Raw genomic sequence first — 19,659 nt, 5'->3', positions numbered from 1 at the left:
GAACCTCCCGATTGCTTTTCGAAGTCCTTTATCTTGGCGGAGCCGCACGCATGCGCCGAACTTCATCTATAGAAAACAGTATTTCCAAACAGCTCGCAAAGAAGGCAATGCCAATCGCGCTTTCAGTCGTTGCGATCGGTGTGTGCATGACCATTTACCTGTCGTTCTGGATATCGTCAGAAGACAAAAAGGCAGACGAGGCCGTTCGGAGAAACGTCGCATATCTCACAGATGTCTCCAGCCTCATGTCCCACATTCAAGACGCAGAAATCGGACAGAGAGGGTTCCTCCTCACGGGCGACCAGCTTTACCTTAAGCCATATACCACCGCGATGGAGTCGCTTGATGGGATGCTGGATAAGCTTGCTGCGGGGGCGGAAGACGTATCTGTCGAAACAGGGAGCATCCCGACCCTGCGGAGTCTGGTTGCCCAGAAGAAGTCCGAGCTCGAACAAAGCGTGGAATATCGCCGCAATGGGGACGACAGCGGCGCGATTGCGCTTGTCAAAACCGGGCAGGGTAAAATCCTCATGGATGGGATCCGGTCTGTTTTGGCTCAGATGGAGAAGGATGGACTGGAGCAGCTTGCGAAACGTTCCGACGCAGCCAGCGCTGCGAAGACGCGGATGCACTTTCTCCTTTTGTTGTTCGCCATAATGGTCGGCGGTATGGCGATACTGGTCGTGCGCGCCACGGTCACGCGGGCGAAAGCGGCTGAAAGGACGAGAGATGAACTTCTTTTACATGCGGATCGGCGTCTGATGGCGGTCATGGCAGCCGACCTTGTTGGTTACAGCAGGCTGATGGAAAACAATGAGGCCGACACTCTCGAGCGTTTAAAGGCGGCAAGAGACGTCATCGACACGATAATTGAAGACAATAGTGGTGTGATCATAACGACAGCAGGCGATAGCATCGTTGCGGCATTTCCAAGCGCGCTCTCAGCGATCGACTGTGCGCTCCAGATCCAGAAATTTATGGTGACGCACAATGCCGACAGGCCAAACGACGATCGCCTTCTATTTAGAATAGGTATGAATGTCGGAGACGTCATCATAGATAACGGAGACATATTCGGTGACACCGTCAACATCGCCGCTCGGCTTGAGGGCATCGCTGAGCCCGGAGGCATATGTGTCTCCCGGTCCGTCAGGGATCACATCAGGAAGCAGAGAAAACTAAAGTTTGAAGACGCTGGTTTCCAGCAGGTCAAAAATATCTCTCGACCGATCAGCACGTTTAGGGTCCGCGAAGCCGCCTAGGTATGTTCAACGCTCTCGGTGCCACGGACAAGGGGTATGCTGAGGGCCTTCGGAGCGAGGAACGTTCTCAGCCAGAAACGTTACCTTGTAAGCACGAAATCAGCGCGATCGCGGATCTGTTCGGATGAGGATAAAGTAAACCCTCCAACTTGGAGGGTTTCGCAGAAAACGCGATCTTCGATTGTTTGGTTAGAGCGCGCTTTGCCGAACAACGGTGATTTTGCCAAGTTCAACCAGCGGCGTGACGTCTAGGCTTGTACCTTTGTCAGCCATGTCGAGGCTGTAGAGAAATTCCCGTCCAGCCGGATCGTTATCCGTCGCCTGGATTTTTTCTCGACCGATGTATGGACCGGCCGGGATGGAAATTCCTGAAGCCTCACAGTCCTCTATTGCTCTAAAACGTACGGGTGCACCTTCCATTTGTACCTCCTCGGGATTTGCAAATGAAGAATATGCAGCTGGTACTGCCGGATTATGATGCCCTGAAACAAACCGTGATGCAATTGCCGGTGCCGATTTTCTTGAAGAAGAGACAAATTCTGTTCGGAATGGCATGGGGAAAAAGCAACTTAACAGGCGATAAACGTTAGCTATTTCGTTTATGATGCGGTTTCAGAACGAGCATGCTGGAGAGATCAATGAGCGACGACACTGGGGGCGATCGCGGCCGTGACGCCGAGGCACCACAGGACATTCCGGCAAAGGGTTTAAGGGATGTGTTCTGGCGCGTCGTCAAGGCGATCATGGCTGATCGCGTGACGTTGATTGCTGCTGGCGTCACCTATTTCATGTTGCTGTCGCTGTTTCCGGCACTCGGTGCCTTGGTGGCACTCTACGGATTTGTCGCAGATCCCACGGCGATTATGGCCCACATCGGTTTCCTTGCAGGTGTCTTCCCACCTGGATCGTTCGATTTGATAATGAACCAGCTGACATCTCTCACGCAGCAGGCGACATCGACAAGAAGTCTGGCGTTCTTTGGCGGCTTGCTCGTAGCGATCTGGAGCGCCAACAGCGGTATGAAGGCATTGTTCGACGCGATGAATGTCGCGTATCAAGAAGATGAAAAGCGCAGTCTGGTTCGTTTGAACCTTCTATCCCTGGGGTTCACTTTTTGCGCGCTTGTCGTCGCAATCATTCTGATTGCAGCTATTGGCGTGCTGCCCGCAGTTCTGAAGTATCTGTGGCTTGATGATTGGCAGGAGTTTCTTGCCCGTCTAGCGCGTTGGCCATTCATCATCGTTGTCTTCGGCTGCGGAATTTCAATGATCTACCGGTACGGTCCGAGCCGCGAAGAAGCAAAGATCAAATGGTTAAGCTGGGGCGTCGTCTTCAGCACGGTGCTCTGGCTGGTCGCCTCCGTCTTGTTTTCGTTCTACCTTGAGAATTTCGCGAACTATAATGCGACCTACGGCACTCTCGGCGCCCTCATTGGGTTGATGGTGTGGGTGTGGATTTCGGTCGTTATCCTGATCGTCGGAGCAGAGATCAACGCCGAACTCGAGCATCAAACGCGCAAGGATTCGACAACCGGCTCACCGAAACCAATGGGGGAGCGTGGGGCTTATGTTGCTGACACTGTTGGTGAAGCGGCCAGGGACGGGAGTTTGTGATCCGGCGAGGCGCGGGCAGCATGCAGCGACTGGGTGGAGGCGGCATTTTACGCCCAAACATGTGCTCTCGTTGAGGCTACCATTTTTGCGATCACAACGAGTCTGCTGCGGTGTTGTCAGGTTGTGCGTGGCCCCGGCAATACAGACGGGGCCATAGCGTAATTACAGAACAGTTACGTTCTCTGCCTTTGCCTTGCCCGTCTTACGGTCCTGGCCGACATCATAGCTAACCTTCTGTCCGTCGGTCAAAGCGCCACCGAAGCCCACCGCGGAGATGTGAACAAAGACGTCCGGACCGCCGTTGTCTGGAGTAATGAAGCCGAAGCCCTTATCCTGTGCGAAAAATTTAACAGTACCAGTTGCCATGTTGTCCTCGTTTTATCGATTGGAAACTGCCGCAATATCGACTGTTGCGTTCAACTTCAAGTTTTTCCGTACGCTACCGACGCTGGGCCGCAAATGGAGATGCCTCTTTCGCCCAGCCGCGCATGTGCAGGGTCGCTCTCCATCCTGGAGCCCAGAGCATGGCGACGCTCATCTGGCGTCTCGACTGGAAGAGGGAAACTGGCATGACCGTGACCAGCGGCTCGGTTGGGCACGATTGCGTTATCAACGCCACAAGATCGGATTGGCGGCCAGTATCCAGGCGTTCGTGAAACCGGCGACGGTCATCGTCCTCTCACTCAGGAGAAAACTCGGAGAGAGCGTGACCTAAAGCGTGTCGCGATCTTTCAGATTCGCTCCTTCGCTTTAGGCCCTTTTTTTGTCGCATGTCGTTATCGAAAAACCGCTGCACACTTTTGCGCGACATGCTTTAGGGGCGCTGTTCGTTTCCATTGTAGACTAAAGATGGGAGAGGGCTGTGTGAGTGAAGACGACCTCCGTCTGGCATCTGGTTCGATCTCAATACATCGGCGAGGGGCTGGTAGACCGAGCGGGTATTCTCTGCGGTGATATCGCTGGAAAGAAGTCCGCTGAAGCAGGGCCGGTTATCGTCCCAACCGGGATGATTGATGATAGGATAAAGGCAGATCCCCTCGAGAGGCACACCTGCCTGCATCGCTTTCGCTCCCTGAGAAGCTACATATTCGAACCATTCCGCTCGCCGCTCGTCTTCGATACCCGTCTCGGCAATCAGAATAGGTCGGCCATAGCGGGCATAGGTTTCAGCCAGTATCTTGCTCAGCGGCTTGTAAAGTGGATGGCCGATATCGATCGGAGGACCGCCATGGATCCACTGATTGTTGAAATAGTAATTGACGCCGATGATATCGAGAAGCTCCGGCCGGCCGCCGATTTGGGGCCAGATTCTTCCGGCAATCAGGTCCCAACCTTGAAACTGTGCTTGCCTGTGGCCCTCGCTGGCACCCGCTTCCCAAGGTCGGGCGGGATCGGTAATGACGTTGATAACCGGATCACAGTGAACGAAACGCGCTCGCGGCTCGATCATGAGGATAGTTTCCATCGCAGCAATCGCCGCTCGGGCAAGCTGTACCTTGAGCTCATATCCGCGGCCATTCGCAAAGGGGTTGAGATAGCCGGCATCCCCGCCGCCCCAGGAGAAGAAAGAGATTTCGTTGACGGGGCAATAGAACGGGACATCATCGCTCTCCTCACGCACCAAGCGAGCACATGCGCCGGCAAACAGGGCGAATCGATCCACAAACTGCGGCGACCAAATGTCGAGATCGTCTGGCCATCCATAGTGCAGCAAGTCCCAGATCACCTGCGTTCCGGTTGATTGGGCCGCCCTTAGCATCGGACGAATGCTTGACCAGTCATAGCCGCCTTCTCTTTCGATAAGATGCCAACGAAAGCCATCGCGAACGGTTCGAATGTTGAAGTCTGCAAGCTGGTTGTAATCTCGAGCCGCATGCACGTCGTGACCGACCGCAGCAATCATGTCGAGACGTCGACCTTCAGCTGAGCCGGTAGAGCGGAGCCGGTGCGTCGAGCATTCGAAGCCGCCTTGCAAAAAACTCTTGAACAGACCCGTCGGTCCGGAAGGCTTTCGCCCACTCAGCACCTCAGCAAACAGCTTTTCCCATTGAGGAAGGACAGCTGTAACGCTGTATGTGGCTTCCACCTTCCGTCGGAGCACTTGTCCCAGGGACTCACGCAAAGCGGGGTTTGCGATCAGCCGTTCCATGGCTTCGGCAACGACGGAGGGCTCATTATACGGCACGAAAATACCGCTCACACCGTCTTCTATCTGCTGTATCGCGCCGTTATCGGGTGTGGCAATGACGGGGAGGGCGGCAGCGCCGGCTTCCGCGATGACATGTGGCATGCCTTCGCCCTTTGACAACCAAACAAAAATATCCATCGCCGACAGCAGGGTCAGGATATCCTTTCGATCACCCAGAAAGCGCAACACGCGGTCCAAATTTCGGCTCGTTGCAAGTGACTGCAGGTGTACAGCATAGTCTGGAAGGAAGGCGTCCGGTCCGCCGATGATCACGAAGCGGGTTCTCGGATCGCGGGCATGAACCAGTGCCGCGGCTTCGATGAAATCCTCGACGTTTTTCTTGGGATCCAGCCTGCCGACCCAGCCGATAAGGGTCTCGTCCGGATTCACGCCAAGCGATGTTCTTATGGCGGCCCTTTGAGGGACTTCGAAATCCGACAGTTCTACCATCGACGGAATTTCGATGGCATCACCTCCTCGCCCCGGCATGACAGATGCGGCTGCGTCTCGGATAGAGCGGCATACGCCGACATAGCGACTGGTGAAATGCTTCGGTCCGGCAAGCGCCTCAGAGACCAGCCCGCCATGTTCGATAAGCGGCGGGCGCCAGTGCATCCGTTCCAGCGCAGGATAAATATCGGCGACGTTCTGGCAGGATATGACGATGTCATAACCTGGTATCTTGTTGGCGAGATAGGCAACAGTGTCTTCAAATGAAAGGTGGTAGGGGGTGGTATCCACCTCTACTCCAAGTTCTCGCAGTTGCTCGTGCGTCTGGTGCGGCATGTTCGGCTTGTGGAAACAGGCGACTACATCCAGACGAAAGCGGCTGCGATCCAGATGCCGGGCGAGAAGCCTGACTTCCGTCTCCTCGCCGCCCACGACCAGCCATGCGAAGACGAAGAGAATGCGAATGGGTTGTTCGTGAAGCGTCATTCGTTTACCGCGAAGATGATTTGCAGAAAATCCGGGCGGTTCGTGACGAGGTCTGCCAGAAATTGCGGACCGTCTGCAAAGGGGACAACATGCGTGATCATGTGCTCGCGAATGATCTTGCCGTGTGATTGGAGGAGCCCGATGGTTTCGTGCGACAGGCGCCGCCTTGTCCACAGGCCATCCAGTCCGCGCGGGACGCGATTGATCTGGGCACAGCGAATGTTGAGGCCATTGTGGTGGAATTCCTCACCAAGCCGCAGCGCGTCAGCCCCGCCCTGATAGAAGGCGAGATCGATAACCGTGCCTTGCGGACGAAGCGCTTTAAGCGCGACGTGCAGACTTTGGGGGTGCGCCCGGGTCTGGAACACGAAGTCTGCGCCGCGATCCCCTCCGCCATTGTGCCAACGCGCCTTGGTGTGCTGCCAGGCAGCATCCTCTGTCATGGCCGTCAATCCCATTGATTGCGCCTTGTTGCGGCGAAATTCCGAGGGATCGGCGATGATGACATCGAGTGCACCTGCCCTTTGTGCAAATAGCGCCGTCATCAGGCCGACCGTGCCTGCACCGATAATGACAACTTGGCGACCCGCAGTTCCTGAACCGAAGTTGGATATCGTCTGTCCCAGCGCATCCGCATCCGCGTGGAGAATGCCGTTGGCGGCGATTGGGCCCATCTGCGCAACGAAGACGCCGAGCATGGGGTCGATGTCCTCAGGCATCGGCACCAGCACATCGTGAAACGGGTCCGCCGTGTGACCGGATTTATGCGCATAGGTGGTCGCGAGAATATCGCCTTCACCAAAACCGGAGGCGCGGGATTCTGCAACACGTGCCACTTCCATATAGCCGAGGAAGGGGACCGGATAATTCAGGTCCGGTTCGTTTTGCAGGAATACGCCGCGTCCCGGATCAAACCGGGAGTGAAAGTAAGGATTTGTGTTTTTCATGAAGGTGAGCTCGGTACCTGCCGAAAAACCGGTGTAGAGCGTGTCCATCCGCACCTGACCGTCGCCGGGAGGACCCTCCTCGTAATCAAAGAAAAAAGCCTTTCCCGGTGCCTCGATGCCGAGCGAACGGATGATGCGGTGACCAGGCGCCAGCCCAGGTGGCGGGTCATTTCGCGGCTCATGATGGAGCGGTGAAGCAGGGTTGCGAGTGACGGTGGGTTGGTCGACCGCCACGGGCTCGCCGCTGCGAGCCGATTGCACAACGGCGAGGGCGATGCGATGGGTGGCAAGCGCATCCTGATAGGTGCAGCGTATATGGTTTTCACCTCCACGCACCGCGTCGATGAAATCGCGGTCTTCACGCCAGACGGGATCGCCATCCGCACGGCGGGTCGGTCGCCCCGCACCAACGTCGACCATGATATCATGGTCGGTCAGCTCAATGGCCAAACGATCCGCAAAAATGTTGAGACCGATGCGGTGACTCCAGCCAAGCAGGCATGTGGATGAGATGTTGGCGATGACCCCGGACTGAAAGGTGAGACTTGCGGTGGTGACGCCGGGCACGTCGAAACCGGGAAAATTACTCCGATCCTTGAAACCGACACGGCCATAGACATCGGTGACTTCCCCGACAAGATAGCGAGCCAGATCGATGATGTGGGTGGTCTGCTCCACAATCTGCCCACCGGACATCTCCGACTTCCACCACCATTGCGGCGGCGGGGTTTGGTCCAGCCAGTAGCCCGAAAGAAGCTGGGCGGGATTATCCTGGAGCAGGTTGCGAGCTTCCTCGACTGTATCGAGGTAGCGCCAGTGATAGCCGACGCCGGTAATCAGATCGGCAGCCGTGACGGCGGCGCTCAGTTCTTCCGCCAATGCCAGATCCAGGGTGATCGGCTTTTCAACGAAGAACGGGATGCCTTTGGAGATCAGATCCCGCTCGGCCTCACCGTGGGCAAATGGTGGCACGCAGATATACACGGCGTCCAGCGGCTGTGCGTCCAGCATGTCGCGGTGGCTCTCAAAGGCCCTCGCGCCGAAGCGGCTGGCGGCCTGTTCGGCGCGGGCGAAATCCGGATCAGCAAAAGCGACGAGCGCGACATCCTCAAAACGGCTGAGAATATCCAGATGGCGGTTGGCAATGCCGCCCGCGCCGATGAAGCCGATACGCGTTTTTTCCATGGAAGCGTGTCCTTGTGTGAGGGGTGCGGCGTGCGAAAGAACGCGCTGGTAAACGGAGGCGGTCTCGGCCGCCATGCGCTGGGCGGAAAAGAGTGTCTGAAAACGTTGCGCGCCGGATTGCCCGGCGACCCTTGCCGCTGCGGGATCTTCAAGCGCGCTGATAAGGACCTCCGCCAGCGAGGCAGGATTGCCGGGGTCGGCGAGAAAGGGATGGCAGGAGCCGAGCGCTTCGATATTTCCACCGATATTGGTCGCGACGACCGGGAGCCCGATGGACATGGCTTCCAGCACGGCCAGCGGCAATCCTTCAAATTTGGAAGGAAGAACGAAGAGATCGGCCAGCGCCATGAGATAGGCGATATCGGTTCTGTGGCCCAGGAACAGGATCTGCTGTTGGAGGGACGCTGCCTCTACCAGAGCCTTGATCGTTTCCAGTTCTTCGCCCCTGCCGACAAGAAGGAGGACAGTGTCGGGGTGAGCAGCTAGAACGGCTGGCATTGCCGCGATAAGGCTTGCATGGTCTTTCTGCCTGGAAAAGCGCGCAACGGACAGGAGAACTGTTTTACCGTCAAGTCCGTCGACTGGAGGCGCGTGTCTCTCCCCCTCCGGTCTCAGTGCGAAGATACCGTTGCGGACAAGGCTGATATGTTCTGGATCGACACCATTATCCTCGAAACTGTCGAGGGCGGCTTGTGATACGGCGATGCGGTGGGAAAGCGATGCGCACTGGCGGGCGTAGTTCTGCTGTTGGTCCGTGTCCGTCAAAAGATAGGGCAGGTGTTCGGTTCTTATGACAGCTATGTTGGCATCAAGACCCGCCGTTGCAATGTGATGACCCTCCCAGCCGATACCCGCATGGACGTGCAGGAGCGATGTGCCGGTGGCATGCAGCCAATACCCGAATGTCTCGATATCATCGATGGCCTTGATGGCGAGCCCCGAGCGTGCGGCTCGCGACAGGAGATCGCCCTCGGTGTCGGCATAGGCCGCAACGGTTACGCTCCACTCCTCGTCAAGAGCACGGGCCAGTGTCAGCATGTGCTCGCCCATGCCGGATGGATCCAGACTATCGGTTGCAAGGACGATCCTGCGAGGTTTTTCGCTCATAGACCGGGCACGCCTACGACTTCGCCGAGGATAATTGGTTTGCTGGCAGCTGTCTTCCGCGAGGTGCCTTTAGCAGCCTGCATATGGGCAAAACCGGTGCTGGAAATGACGCCGTCCACGAGCCCCTCCATCGCCAGGAATGTCTTGTCCCAGGACGAACCTTCCAGCATCTGATCGACAGGTTTCCACCATGCGTTGCCGCTTCTTGCCAGCAACAGAGCATCGTCGCAGGCTTGCGCAAAATGCTGCGGATCGCTGGCGATAAAAACCCCTTCCACCTCTCCATAATGACGGATGACATCCTTGATCGCCGTGCTGATCACAGGACGACCGGCGGCCAGATATTCTGGTGTCTTCGTAGGGCTGATGAATTGGGTGGAACCGTTCAATGCGAAAGGCATGAGGGCAGCGTCCCAGCCTGAGACGTAGGCTGGCAATTCGCCGTAATGTTTCTGTCCGAGATAGTGGATATTCTGTGCCCTCGGCAAATCCTCCGGCGCAATCTTGGCGATCGGTCCGATGAAAATGAAGGAATAATCCGGCCTTGCCGCAGCCAGCGATGCAATGAGTTCGAGGTCCAGACGCTCATCGATGACGCCGTAATAACCAAGCTTTGGGCCGGAGATGGCTTGCTGATCGGCCGGTTCAACAACCCTTTGCCGGGCTTGGTGAAAATGATCGACATCGACACCGGACGGGAACGGGTGGATGTTGCTATGCTGCTTGCATTTCGCCTCATAAAGGCTGTAGCCGCCGGTGAAGACAACATCGGCCCGCGCCATCAATGCAGCTTCCATGTCCTTCATGCGGTCCGGTGCGAACCTGAAGTTCGCAAGCTCGTCCATGCAATCATAAATGACCGCGGCCGCATCGATATGACGCGCAAACTCGTACATCGCGGGCGTGTAGAACCAGAGAATTGGCCGTCGTGCGCCTGACATTGCTAGAAACTCATCCAGAAGTCGACTTAAGGCCAGGTTACGCTCGGCTGCATTCCACCAATGAGGAACACGCGGGCGTATCGATTTGACGGTAGTGCCATCGAATGGATGGATTTCAAAGTAGGCGAGATGGTGGTCTGTAGGTATATATTCTTCGAAGAAAAAGACAGCTCTCTGCTTCGCAAAGCGGGCCATCAAATGCTGGGGACGCTGTAGGACGAAATCCCACCGCAAATGCGAAAAACAGATGAGCGGTGCTTCCCGCTCGTTGATTGCAAGTGACTGCGAGGAGATCGAACTAGAAAGGTTCATTGAGGCATCCGGGTTTGAGGACGTAACCGAACCGGACGCAATTAGCTTTGTTCCGGACGAGGGGAAACTTTCTAACTCTTTGACCTGCGCATGATTTTGCGCAGTTTTTCAACGGAGTGCGGCCACGTCCAATTGTCGATCACGGCTTGCCGAGGAGAAAAATCATCGAGTTTTTCCAGCATCAACAAAATCGCTTCGTGAAAGCTTTCTGCCGGTGCGGCCCATCCCGTCTTGGGAGTGATGTATTGCAATCCGCAGCGCAGCCGACTGTTGGCGAGAACAGGAAGACCGGCCAGCATATATTCAGTGAGGATCGCGGGGGCACCGTCATCAATGCCACAGACGACGCCGATCTTGGCGAGGTTCATCAGTTGGTTGACCTCTGCGAAGGGAACACCTGGCGGGCCGATGAAGTCAACGTCAATACCGAGGTCAAGCGCACGTTGGCGCAAGTCATCGCCCAGTTCCCCATAGCCGAAAACGCACAGACTGCGGATCGATCGCGGCAGCTTTTCCAAAGCGTCGAACAGGATGTCGTGACGTTTATAGGCTTGGGCAGCAGCGACGTAGACGATGTCGTAGGGTTTCGGTCCAACAATGGGGTGGAACTGCGTTTCTGATGCGAATTCAGGCCCGATCGGCAAAACCGCGGTTGCCATCTGCGGATGGCGCTGCCTCACCTCTTGTGATTGCCATTCAGCCCCTGTCAAAATCAGATCGAAGCACTGACTCACCTCTGGCGGAATGCGTAGAGCAGGGGCATCAATGGAATTATATATTTTATAGCTTGGCCCGCAGGCGTTCAATATATCCTGTGAGACGCCAAGACCCCATATGCAAAGGATCTCCGGCGGGCCGAATGTGGCAAGATGGGCCACCATATCATTGGAGTGAAACGGCACATCCGGTCCGTTCATCTGAAATGCACGGCGGATGATAAGGGGCGCTTGGCGCATGTCCGGCGCGGGAGGGCTCTCACCGCGCCAATGTGTCCAGATTTCCACGACATCGACAAGACCCGCTTTTACGCAGGCAAGGGGCAGGCGTTCAATATAACCGCCTTCGACGCGAACATCAGCCAACTCTGTGCATTGCGATGCGGGTTTGCCGCGTTCGCCGCTCTGCCATTGCATTTGGAACTCTTCAATAGACGGCACGACGCCCGAAAAGGCATCCCCGTCCTGGAAGTCGCTGATCACAACGAGGCGTCTGAGTGTTTGAGTTTCTCTCATCGCGAACGTATTCCAATTTCGCACGAGTGGTTTTGGACGGCGCCCATCTTAGGAGTGGTGAGTTCCACCCCTAAGGAAAAAGGCCGCCCGAAAGCGGCCCATATCATTTCCGGCGTGCGGCGCGTACCCGCAAACCAAGGGGCAACGGGAAGGCCCCTACCGATGTCGGTTCAGAGAGCCGGGCGGTTGTAACGATCGCGCTCGGTCTTGATCTGGTCGGCGTTATAGGGATCAAGCGTGTCGTCGAAGCGGTTCCAACCCTCTTTCTTATAGGCGTCACGGCGCGAGGCCGGGTCGACCAAGTTCGATCGCTTGAGAATAGCTTCCGCCTCCGGAACCATGCCGTCGTCCACCTTTGCGGTCACGATAGTGCCGCCACGGCGTACGCCTTCCGCATAAACGTGAGCGTCTTCTTCAGAGACACCTGAGTCCGTCATGGCACCTACGATGCCACCTGCCGCACCACCCGCCACGGCACCAGCGGCGACGCCAGCAGCGGTTGCTGCGAGCCAACCGGCGGCTACGACAGGGCCGACACCCGGGATGGCCATGAGGCCGAGGCCGGTCAGCAGACCACCTGCACCTCCCACAACTGCACCTATGCCAGCGCCCGTTCCAGCGCCTTCTGCGGCCTTGGATTCGCTGCCATCGTGGTGATGAGCGTTGTTCGAGACGATGCTGATGTCATTCGATGGCACGCCTGCTGCTTCTAGTTGAGTCACTGCCGAATGCGCATCCGCATTGTCGTCGAATAGTCCAGTTACAGTTTTCATCGGGTTGTCCTCGATTGCGTAAATAGTTGTGATCCAAGGTCTGGCCTTGAGATCACCGCCGGATGCACGCCGCTTTACTTGGCGACAATGTTGCCCTGGTAATCCATGGAGATCATGACGGACTTGCCGTCCTTCATTCCAGCGGCCATCCAGATTCCCTTGTCATCCTTCTTGAGGTCCTTGACGTCGGAATAGCCGGCTTCTTCTATGCGGCTTTTTGCCTGAGCTTCGGTGAAGCTGTTGGCACCCTCGACAGGAGCAGTCGGATTCTTGGTTTCAGGAGTCGCGACTGCAGGCGTGTTACCATCTGTGCTGGTTGCTGGAGCCGACGTCTGGGCAGCAACAGACATCGCTGTGGCGCTCAGCAGCGCCACTGCTAGGATGATCTTTTTCATGATGGTTTCCTCTCGTGGGGGTTGCGTTTCGTGTTTCCCCTAAGACCTAACTGGAACCCCCAACATTCGTTCCTGTCGTTGAGAAATTTAAGCACGGGCTAAACCGCGTTTGTCTTGATAGGCTCGTGTTCACGAAGGACAGCGAAAATGGATCGATCCGTCACACCCGGCGTCACGGGTTTATTCCCGTCACCCCTGCTGGGTGGAAATTATCTATGTTGAAGCAGGCACTGTCCCACAACTGACGGCAGCACCAGAGGTAGGAGATTTCAGCTCCAACTGCCGGAGTTTCATCAATTCCGCTAAACCTCGGCACGATCTATCGTTCATCCATTGGCTTTTCACCGCGGCCTTACTTTTTCACTCGAAGAATCTGTCGTGACTTTTAAAGCGGTAGAATCTCGCGATCGAGCGACAGCATCGGCCCGAAAATCGGACTCGATTTTCGGAAAGCACGATGCGTCGATTCAAAAAGGGTAAGCGTACCTTGGGCGTCCAATAGGACGCCCGGCGCTCTAGCAGCAATCCTCTCCTTCATGGAATAAGGCGGTTTTTACGCAAGCTCTCGAAAAGGGCGAAAAACGCATCGTCTGTGGGTTGATATTCTCTGAAGCCCAGACGTCGGCTTTTGCCCATGTCGGTGACCACCTCGATGGGACGACCCAGATCCGCATCGGTGTGCCATGGAGATGCGAGGCGCTCGATGTCGGACTCCGCCAGGCTGTCGCGTTTCGCGATGTCGCTCCAGATCGCAGCATCCTCACTCATCTGCTCTAGAAGAGGACTCATGGTGCCATCGAATTCGGCAGGCTCAATATCAAACCAGTTGGCGATCCGCCCCCACATCCACTTCCAGCGGAATATGTCTCCATTGACCACATTGAACGCCTCGTTGTGGGCCTGCGGTGTCTCTACCGTCCACAGCAAATGCTTCGCCAAGAGGTTGGCGTCTGTCATGTCGCTCAGACCGTTCCATTGGGCAGAAGACCCAGGAAAGCGGAAGGGACGTCCCGTCTCTCGGCAGATGGTAGCATAGACGGCAATGGTTGTTCCCATGTTCATGGCATTGCCGACGGCCTGCCCTATGACTGTATGCGGACGGTGCACGCTCCAGGTAAACCCATCACGGTTGGCGGCAGCAAAAAGCTCATCTTCCTGCGCGTAATAGAAGTTCTCGACATCAAGCCGGCCCTGTTCTTCACGAAATGGGGTTTGCGGCAAGGTGCCATTGCCATAGGCCTCAAAGGGACCGAGATAGTGCTTCAGACCGGTGACCAACGCCACGTGCATGTTGGGATTGCTCGGGCTCAGACCACGCAGCAGATTCCGGACCATGGACGAGTTCACGCGGATATTTTCTGCCTCGGTCTCCTGACGCGCCCATGTGCTGATGAAGACGGCATCAGGCTTCACATCGCTCAGCGCCTGTGCTGTTTGGCGCGCATCCTGCAGGTCGGCAGCGACGGGAATGATCTGTGCGTGATCCTTTGGACGTCTTGCCAGACCATAGACTTTCCAGCCTTCTTTCAGCAAAAGCTCTGAGGTCGCGCCGCCGACGATCCCGCTTGCACCAACGACCAATGCTGTTCTAACCATGATGATACTCCACTTGCGATCTCGGTAGAGTTGGGCATCCAGTCGCTCGACATCCAGACGGCACCAGTTGGGGACATAGATACCAAGAGGTGACTACATGAGGCCGGGCAGCGATGAGGAAGAGTGGCGCGAGGACTGCGCGCCCCGCCGGGTGCTGGAACTTTTCTCGACGAAATGGACGAGCATGATTCTGCACACGCTGCACAAGCTTCACCAAGGTACGGCCAGGACCGGCGTGCTGGAACGCAGCCTGCCGGGCATCTCAAAGAAAATGCTCACGCAGACTTTGAAGGAGATGGAGCGTTCAGGTCTGGTCTCGCGCCATGTGCATTCAACAAGACCACCGGCCGTCGAATATCGATTGACCGATTTAGGCAATCGTTTCGTCGAGCCCGTAGAGATGCTCTATGGCTGGGGGAGGGACAATGCTGATGCACTGGATGCACTCGAACCTCGCACCACCTCAAGGCGCTAAAGTGCGATGCGGTCAATTTAGTGTACCCATCGCGATTTTCGAAGCGCGATTCAGATCTTAGCGCCGATGCTGCAGAGCGTGTAAGGCTAAAACGTGAAAGCGCTAGATCACGTTTCTTACAAGAAGATCGCTCAAGCGACGTCATTCCATCCCTGATCGCGCTCAGTCCTGGGGGCTTTTAAACAAGGCCGCCGCTGCAATGCACCTGTCATTGCAGAGGCCGAGCGCCGGAGTGCTTCGGCGTTTCTGAGAAACGGCTGGTTGCCTTAGAGCTCGCTCGTGGCTCACCGCCCCTGTTTCCGCATGCTTCACTGAGAGGGCATCTGAGCTATTTCAAAAACAGGCGGATGACGAGCCCGATCACCGCGACCGTACCGACGCCGGCCAGCCATAGGGCGATAAACCAGGCCGTCTTGCGAAGGGCCTCGGCCATCAGTGATATCCTTCTTCTGGATCGATCTTGCCGCGGAAGACCCAGTAGGCGTAAGCGGTATAGGCAAGGATCATGGGGACCAGTATCACGGCGCCGACGAGCAGGAACTTCATCGAACTCTCTGGTGCGGCCGCTTCCTTGATCGTCAGGACACCGGGTATCATGTACGGATAGAAGCTGATCCCAAGTCCGACAAAGCTTAACACGAACACGCCGAGTGCCGACAAGAACGGCTGCAGGTGCTTGCCTTGGGTCAGCCCGCTCCAGAGCGCAAAAGCACAAGCCGCTAGCAGCAACGGTACCAAGGCCGAGAAAAAGGCGGTGGGCCAGGCGAACCAGCGTTCGAAGTAAATCCGGTTGATGAACGGTGTCCAGAGCGACACGATGGCAATCAGCGCCAGAAGCGCGAGGCTTAGGGGACGCGCGAGCTTTGCCGACCGCGCCTGTATATCGCCCGAAGTCTTGAGATTGAGCCATGTAACGCCGAGCAGCGCGTAGCCTGTGAGAACGGCGACGCCGGTCAGGATTGAGAAGGGCGTGAGCCAGTCCCACCAGCCGCCTGCGTATTGCCTACCGGCGACCGCAACGCCCTGCACAAGTGCGCCGAGAGAAATGCCTTGCATGAGAGCTGCTACCGAAGACCCGATCCAGAAACCAAAATCCCAGAGATGGGATTCATGGTGGGTTCGCCACCGAAACTCGAATGCGACTCCTCGGAAGATAAGGCTGACCAGCATCAGTATGATCGGCATATAGAGCGCTGGCATGATGATTGCGTAGGCGAGCGGGAACACGGCCATGAGGCCGCCGCCCCCGAGAACGAGCCATGTTTCGTTGCCGTCCCAGACGGGAGCTATCGAATTCGTCATGACGTCGCGGTCGCGACGCTTTCGGAAGAACGGGAAGACGATGCCGATCCCGAGGTCGAAACCGTCCAGTACAACATAGGCGAGGACGGCGAAGGCGATGATCCCCGCCCAGACGAAGGAAAGATCAATGTCCATGGTGGCCTCCAAGCGAATGATCCTGCGTTGCGCCGGGCACGATGCCTGCGGTCCGGATCGGGCCGGCGTCAAGTTCCTGATCCGTGTCGAGCGGGGTTGGCGGACGTCGCATGAGCTTCAACAGGTAGTAGACGCCCACGCCGAAGACGACAAAATACACCGCGATGAAGATAAGCAGCGAGGTCCCGACTGCGGGAGCGGAAACCGGCGACAGGCTCTCGGCAGTTCGCAGATGCCCATAGACCGTCCAAGGCTGACGACCGACCTCAGTAGTGTACCAGCCGGCAAGGACGGCCACGAAACCGGAGCCGCCCATGGCCACCGCGACACGATGAAGCGATGGCGTGTCATACAGCGTTCCTTTCCAGCGGGCCCATAGCGACCAGAGCCCGACACCGAGCATGAAGAAACCGAGGCCGACCATGATCCGGAAGGTCATGAACGGCATGAGCGCCGGCGGACGTTGGTCGCGCGGCCATTCCTTCAGACCCTTGATCTCGCCGTCCAACGAGTGCGTCAGGATCAGCGAGCCGAGCTTGGGAATCTCGATCGCGTAGCGAGTGGTCTCTGCTTCGTCGTCCGGTATGCCAAAGAGGACAAGAGGGGCGCCTTCCTTATGAGTCTCGTAGTGTCCCTCCATAGCTGCGATCTTCGCTGGCTGATTTTCGAGCGTGTTCAGGCCATGCAGGTCGCCGACGAAAATCTGAGCGGGCGTGACGATCGCCGCCATCCACATCGCCATCGAGAACATGATGCGGGCCTGGCGGTTCGTCCGATCCTTCAGCAAGTGCCAGGCGCCGACCGCGCCCACGGCAAAGGCCGTGGTCAGGAAGGCTGCCAGCACGGTATGGGTCATTCTGTAGGGGAAGGAAGGGTTGAAGATGATCCTCCACCAATCTTCAGGCACGAAAACGCCGTTCGCGTCGACGCTGAAGCCAGCTGGCGTGTGCATCCAACTATTGGCCGACGTGATCCACGTTGCGGAAATCAGCGTGCCTACAGCTACCATGGCGACCGCCACCATATGCGCGGTGTCGCCAACACGCTTGCGGCCAAACAGCGCGATACCGAGGAAGCCCGCCTCAAGGAAAAACGCCGTCAGGACCTCGTAACCCATCAGCGGTCCGATAACTGGTCCGGCTTTGTCTGAAAACGCGGACCAGTTCGTGCCGAATTGATAGCTCATGACGATCCCAGACACGACGCCCATCGCGAAGGTCACTGCGAAGATAGTCTTCCAGTATTCGAAGAGCTTCAGGTAGGCCTCGTCCCGCTTCCACAGCCATAGTGCGTTTAGAACGGCGAGGTAGCTCGCTGTCCCGATCGAGAACGCGGGAAAGAGAAAATGGAATGAGACGGTGAACGCGAACTGTATTCGCGCCAGCATTTCTGCTTCGAGGCCGAGGAAGGTCATGGTGACTCCATCACTGAGGACCCTCGAACTTAGCAATGTAGCCCGATGTTCCGGGCAGGCAAGGCTACTTCATAGAGTCGATGGAGTGCATAGTAAGCTCATCTCAAGAGCTTCCAAGGACGCATGGCGTCGCGTGACGCAATGTCACGCCTATTGTCGCCACCATCTGCTTGCTTGCGACGTTGATCTTGGAAAGCCACGCTCAGGGCTCGCAGGACATCGATCGGAATATTAAGGGCCCTTTTTGGGAGGCGATACTGATGTCCTAATTTTGTGGACATAATTTGTCGTCCGCGGAGAAGTAAGTCTCCGCGGACAAGCCTTTGATCTGCTCAGTTCTTCACGGTGTCTTCGAGGAAGAAGCGGCCGAGTGGGTTCTGGTAGAAGTTGGAAACGTTCTTGCGCATCACGTTGATATAGGGGCTGTAATAGAGGTCGATCCAGTTCACGTCTGCCTTGGCCGTCTTCTGTAGCTCGACATACATGGCCTCGCGCTTGGCAGGGTCCGTTTCGAGACGCGCGGCGGCGACCAGATCCTTCACTTTGTCGTTCTTGTAGCGCGTCATGTAGTTCATGTTCGTGTCGTGGCCGAGTACGAAGGTCGTCTTCTGGTCAGGGTCGAGAATGTCATTTGTCCAGTACATGACTGAAATGTCGTAATCGCCGGCGATCAACATATCCCAGCTCTGGCTGGAGTCGACCTTCTGCAGATTGGCCGTCACACCCGCTTTGGCGAGTTGCTGCTGAAGGAGGACCGCTATCTGCTCGTCGGTCTCCTTACCGGCGTTGACAATGTAGTTCAGCGTCAAGTCTTCGGCACCTGCCGCTTTCAGCATCTGCTTGGCCTTTTCCGGATCGTATGGGCGCTGGAGATTGTCGGCATAGTGATAAAGCGCACCCTTCGGGATATAAGAGTTGGCGACTTCGCCGAGGCCGAACGTGGCGGCTTCAACAATCGCCTTCTTGTCGATTGCAAGATCAAGCGCTTCGCGCACTTCCTTCTTGGCAAGTGCGCCGTGCTCGTGGTTGATCAGCAGATGATCTTCACGCGTCGAGGGATCCATGCGCACTGTCAGGTCCGGATTTTTCTTCATCTCGGCAACGCGGGAGAAGGGAACGGTGATCGCCACGTCTATCTGACCGGTTTGGACGTTCAGCATGCGCGTATTGTCGTCGGGAATAACGATCCATTCGACGCCGTCGAGGCTGACATGGCCGGCATCCCAATAATCCGGGTTTTTCTTCAAGATGATGCGATCGCCTCGCTTCCAGTCTTCAACCGCGAAGGCGCCGGAGCCGACTGGCTTTTCGGCAAAGGCGTCTGGATTGGCTTCTACGATCTTCTTCGGCAGGACGGAAGCATTCGGCAGCGCCATCATGGTGATAAAGGGTACCGACTTGCTTTTCAGCTTGACGACCAGTGTCTTGTTGTCTGCAGCCGTGGCGGTATCAATGATCTTAAAACTGTCAGCCCAAAGCGAGCCCTTGTCGTCACGGATGCGTGTCAGCGAGAAAGCAGCGTCGTCGGCCGTAACAGGGCTGCCATCGGAGAATTTCGCGTCACGCAGTTTAAACGTGTAGGTCAGACCATCGTCGGAAACAGTCCAGCTTTCGGCAAGGCCGGGCAGCAGTTTGGTCCCCGAGGCATCGACACGCACGAGCACGTCAAAGACGTTGGAAAAGACCCAGTTATCGACGTTCTGTGCCGACTTGATCGGGTCGAAAGTGGTGGAGTCCTCATTGCGACCGATGGTCAGGACACCCGCGGCCTCTGCGTAGGAGGCCGACAAGGAGAGGATGGCGGCGAAGGCGGCGATTTTGGCTTTTGTCATCTTAAACTGCATGT

The 19,659-nt window shown here is 56.7% G+C and carries 15 protein-coding genes and 1 pseudogene; 4 read left to right on the top strand and 12 right to left on the bottom strand.

Annotated elements, in window-relative coordinates; all coding sequences use genetic code 11:
* Positions 1-50 precede the first annotated feature (50 nt).
* Positions 51-1,262, top strand: coding sequence for a CHASE3 domain-containing protein (locus tag ACTJK5_RS13190; RefSeq protein ID WP_082546347.1), 1,212 nt, complete (start codon positions 51-53; stop codon positions 1,260-1,262).
* A gap of 189 nt (positions 1,263-1,451) precedes the next feature.
* Here the strand turns inward: ACTJK5_RS13190 and ACTJK5_RS13185 are convergent, their stop codons facing one another.
* Positions 1,452-1,682: a hypothetical protein gene (locus ACTJK5_RS13185; protein ID WP_062424414.1), complete on the bottom strand. Its 231-nt coding sequence runs from the start codon at positions 1,680-1,682 to the stop codon at positions 1,452-1,454.
* A gap of 23 nt (positions 1,683-1,705) precedes the next feature.
* Between ACTJK5_RS13185 and ACTJK5_RS13180 the strand changes: the two genes are divergently transcribed.
* A complete protein-coding gene (locus tag ACTJK5_RS13180) occupies positions 1,706-1,852 on the top strand; it encodes a hypothetical protein (RefSeq protein ID WP_153310440.1) in 147 nt (48 codons plus the stop codon).
* Positions 1,853-1,900: 48 nt separating this feature from the next.
* Positions 1,901-2,875, top strand: coding sequence for a YihY/virulence factor BrkB family protein (locus ACTJK5_RS13175; RefSeq protein ID WP_440599030.1), 975 nt, complete (start codon positions 1,901-1,903; stop codon positions 2,873-2,875).
* Between the two features lie 162 nt (positions 2,876-3,037).
* Here the strand turns inward: ACTJK5_RS13175 and ACTJK5_RS13170 are convergent, their stop codons facing one another.
* The 8 genes and pseudogenes from ACTJK5_RS13170 to ACTJK5_RS13135 all read right to left on the bottom strand — a co-directional run bounded on the left by ACTJK5_RS13170 (position 3,038) and on the right by ACTJK5_RS13135 (position 14,487).
* Entirely contained in the window at positions 3,038-3,241 is a 204-nt protein-coding gene (locus ACTJK5_RS13170; protein ID WP_062424416.1) for a cold-shock protein, read from the bottom strand.
* Positions 3,242-3,689: 448 nt separating this feature from the next.
* Positions 3,690-5,999, bottom strand: a complete 2,310-nt coding sequence (locus ACTJK5_RS13165) for a glycosyltransferase (RefSeq protein ID WP_440612651.1) — start codon at positions 5,997-5,999, stop codon at positions 3,690-3,692.
* Complete coding sequence (locus tag ACTJK5_RS13160; RefSeq protein WP_112519737.1) at positions 5,996-9,238, bottom strand: glycosyltransferase; 3,243 nt, start codon at positions 9,236-9,238, stop codon at positions 5,996-5,998. The genes ACTJK5_RS13165 and ACTJK5_RS13160 overlap by 4 nt, the downstream gene beginning before the upstream one ends.
* A gap of 113 nt (positions 9,239-9,351) precedes the next feature.
* Positions 9,352-10,491, bottom strand: a pseudogene (locus ACTJK5_RS13155) (glycosyltransferase family 1 protein); the annotation flags it as partial.
* Positions 10,492-10,562: 71 nt separating this feature from the next.
* The gene (locus tag ACTJK5_RS13150) at positions 10,563-11,723 is read right to left on the bottom strand and encodes a glycosyltransferase family 4 protein (protein WP_112519739.1); all 1,161 of its coding nucleotides are present in this window, start codon (positions 11,721-11,723) and stop codon (positions 10,563-10,565) included.
* Between the two features lie 170 nt (positions 11,724-11,893).
* Positions 11,894-12,496, bottom strand: a complete 603-nt coding sequence (locus tag ACTJK5_RS13145; protein WP_112519740.1) for a hypothetical protein — start codon at positions 12,494-12,496, stop codon at positions 11,894-11,896.
* Between the two features lie 74 nt (positions 12,497-12,570).
* Positions 12,571-12,891: a PepSY domain-containing protein gene (locus ACTJK5_RS13140; RefSeq protein ID WP_062441223.1), complete on the bottom strand. Its 321-nt coding sequence runs from the start codon at positions 12,889-12,891 to the stop codon at positions 12,571-12,573.
* Positions 12,892-13,425: 534 nt separating this feature from the next.
* Entirely contained in the window at positions 13,426-14,487 is a 1,062-nt protein-coding gene (locus ACTJK5_RS13135; RefSeq protein WP_440612650.1) for an SDR family oxidoreductase, read from the bottom strand.
* Positions 14,488-14,584: 97 nt separating this feature from the next.
* Between ACTJK5_RS13135 and ACTJK5_RS13130 the strand changes: the two genes are divergently transcribed.
* On the top strand, positions 14,585-14,962 hold the full coding sequence (locus ACTJK5_RS13130; RefSeq protein ID WP_062424421.1) for a winged helix-turn-helix transcriptional regulator: 378 nt from the start codon (positions 14,585-14,587) through the stop codon (positions 14,960-14,962).
* 432 nt (positions 14,963-15,394) lie between these two features.
* Here the strand turns inward: ACTJK5_RS13130 and cydB are convergent, their stop codons facing one another.
* From cydB to ACTJK5_RS13115, 3 genes are all read right to left on the bottom strand, one after another.
* Entirely contained in the window at positions 15,395-16,399 is a 1,005-nt protein-coding gene (cydB, locus tag ACTJK5_RS13125; RefSeq protein ID WP_130977618.1) for a cytochrome d ubiquinol oxidase subunit II, read from the bottom strand.
* Complete coding sequence (locus tag ACTJK5_RS13120) at positions 16,389-17,813, bottom strand: cytochrome ubiquinol oxidase subunit I (RefSeq protein WP_440612649.1); 1,425 nt, start codon at positions 17,811-17,813, stop codon at positions 16,389-16,391. Before ACTJK5_RS13120 ends, cydB begins: the two co-directional genes overlap by 11 nt.
* 332 nt (positions 17,814-18,145) lie before the next feature.
* The gene (locus tag ACTJK5_RS13115; protein WP_440612648.1) at positions 18,146-19,645 is read right to left on the bottom strand and encodes an ABC transporter substrate-binding protein; all 1,500 of its coding nucleotides are present in this window, start codon (positions 19,643-19,645) and stop codon (positions 18,146-18,148) included.
* Positions 19,646-19,659: the final 14 nt, after the last annotated feature.

The organism is Agrobacterium sp. 22094 (assembly GCF_052046015.1).
Lineage (GTDB): Bacteria > Pseudomonadota > Alphaproteobacteria > Rhizobiales > Rhizobiaceae > Agrobacterium > Agrobacterium cavarae.
Note: the sequence above shows the minus strand (reverse complement) of the source record. Positions and strands in the feature narration are given on the sequence as shown.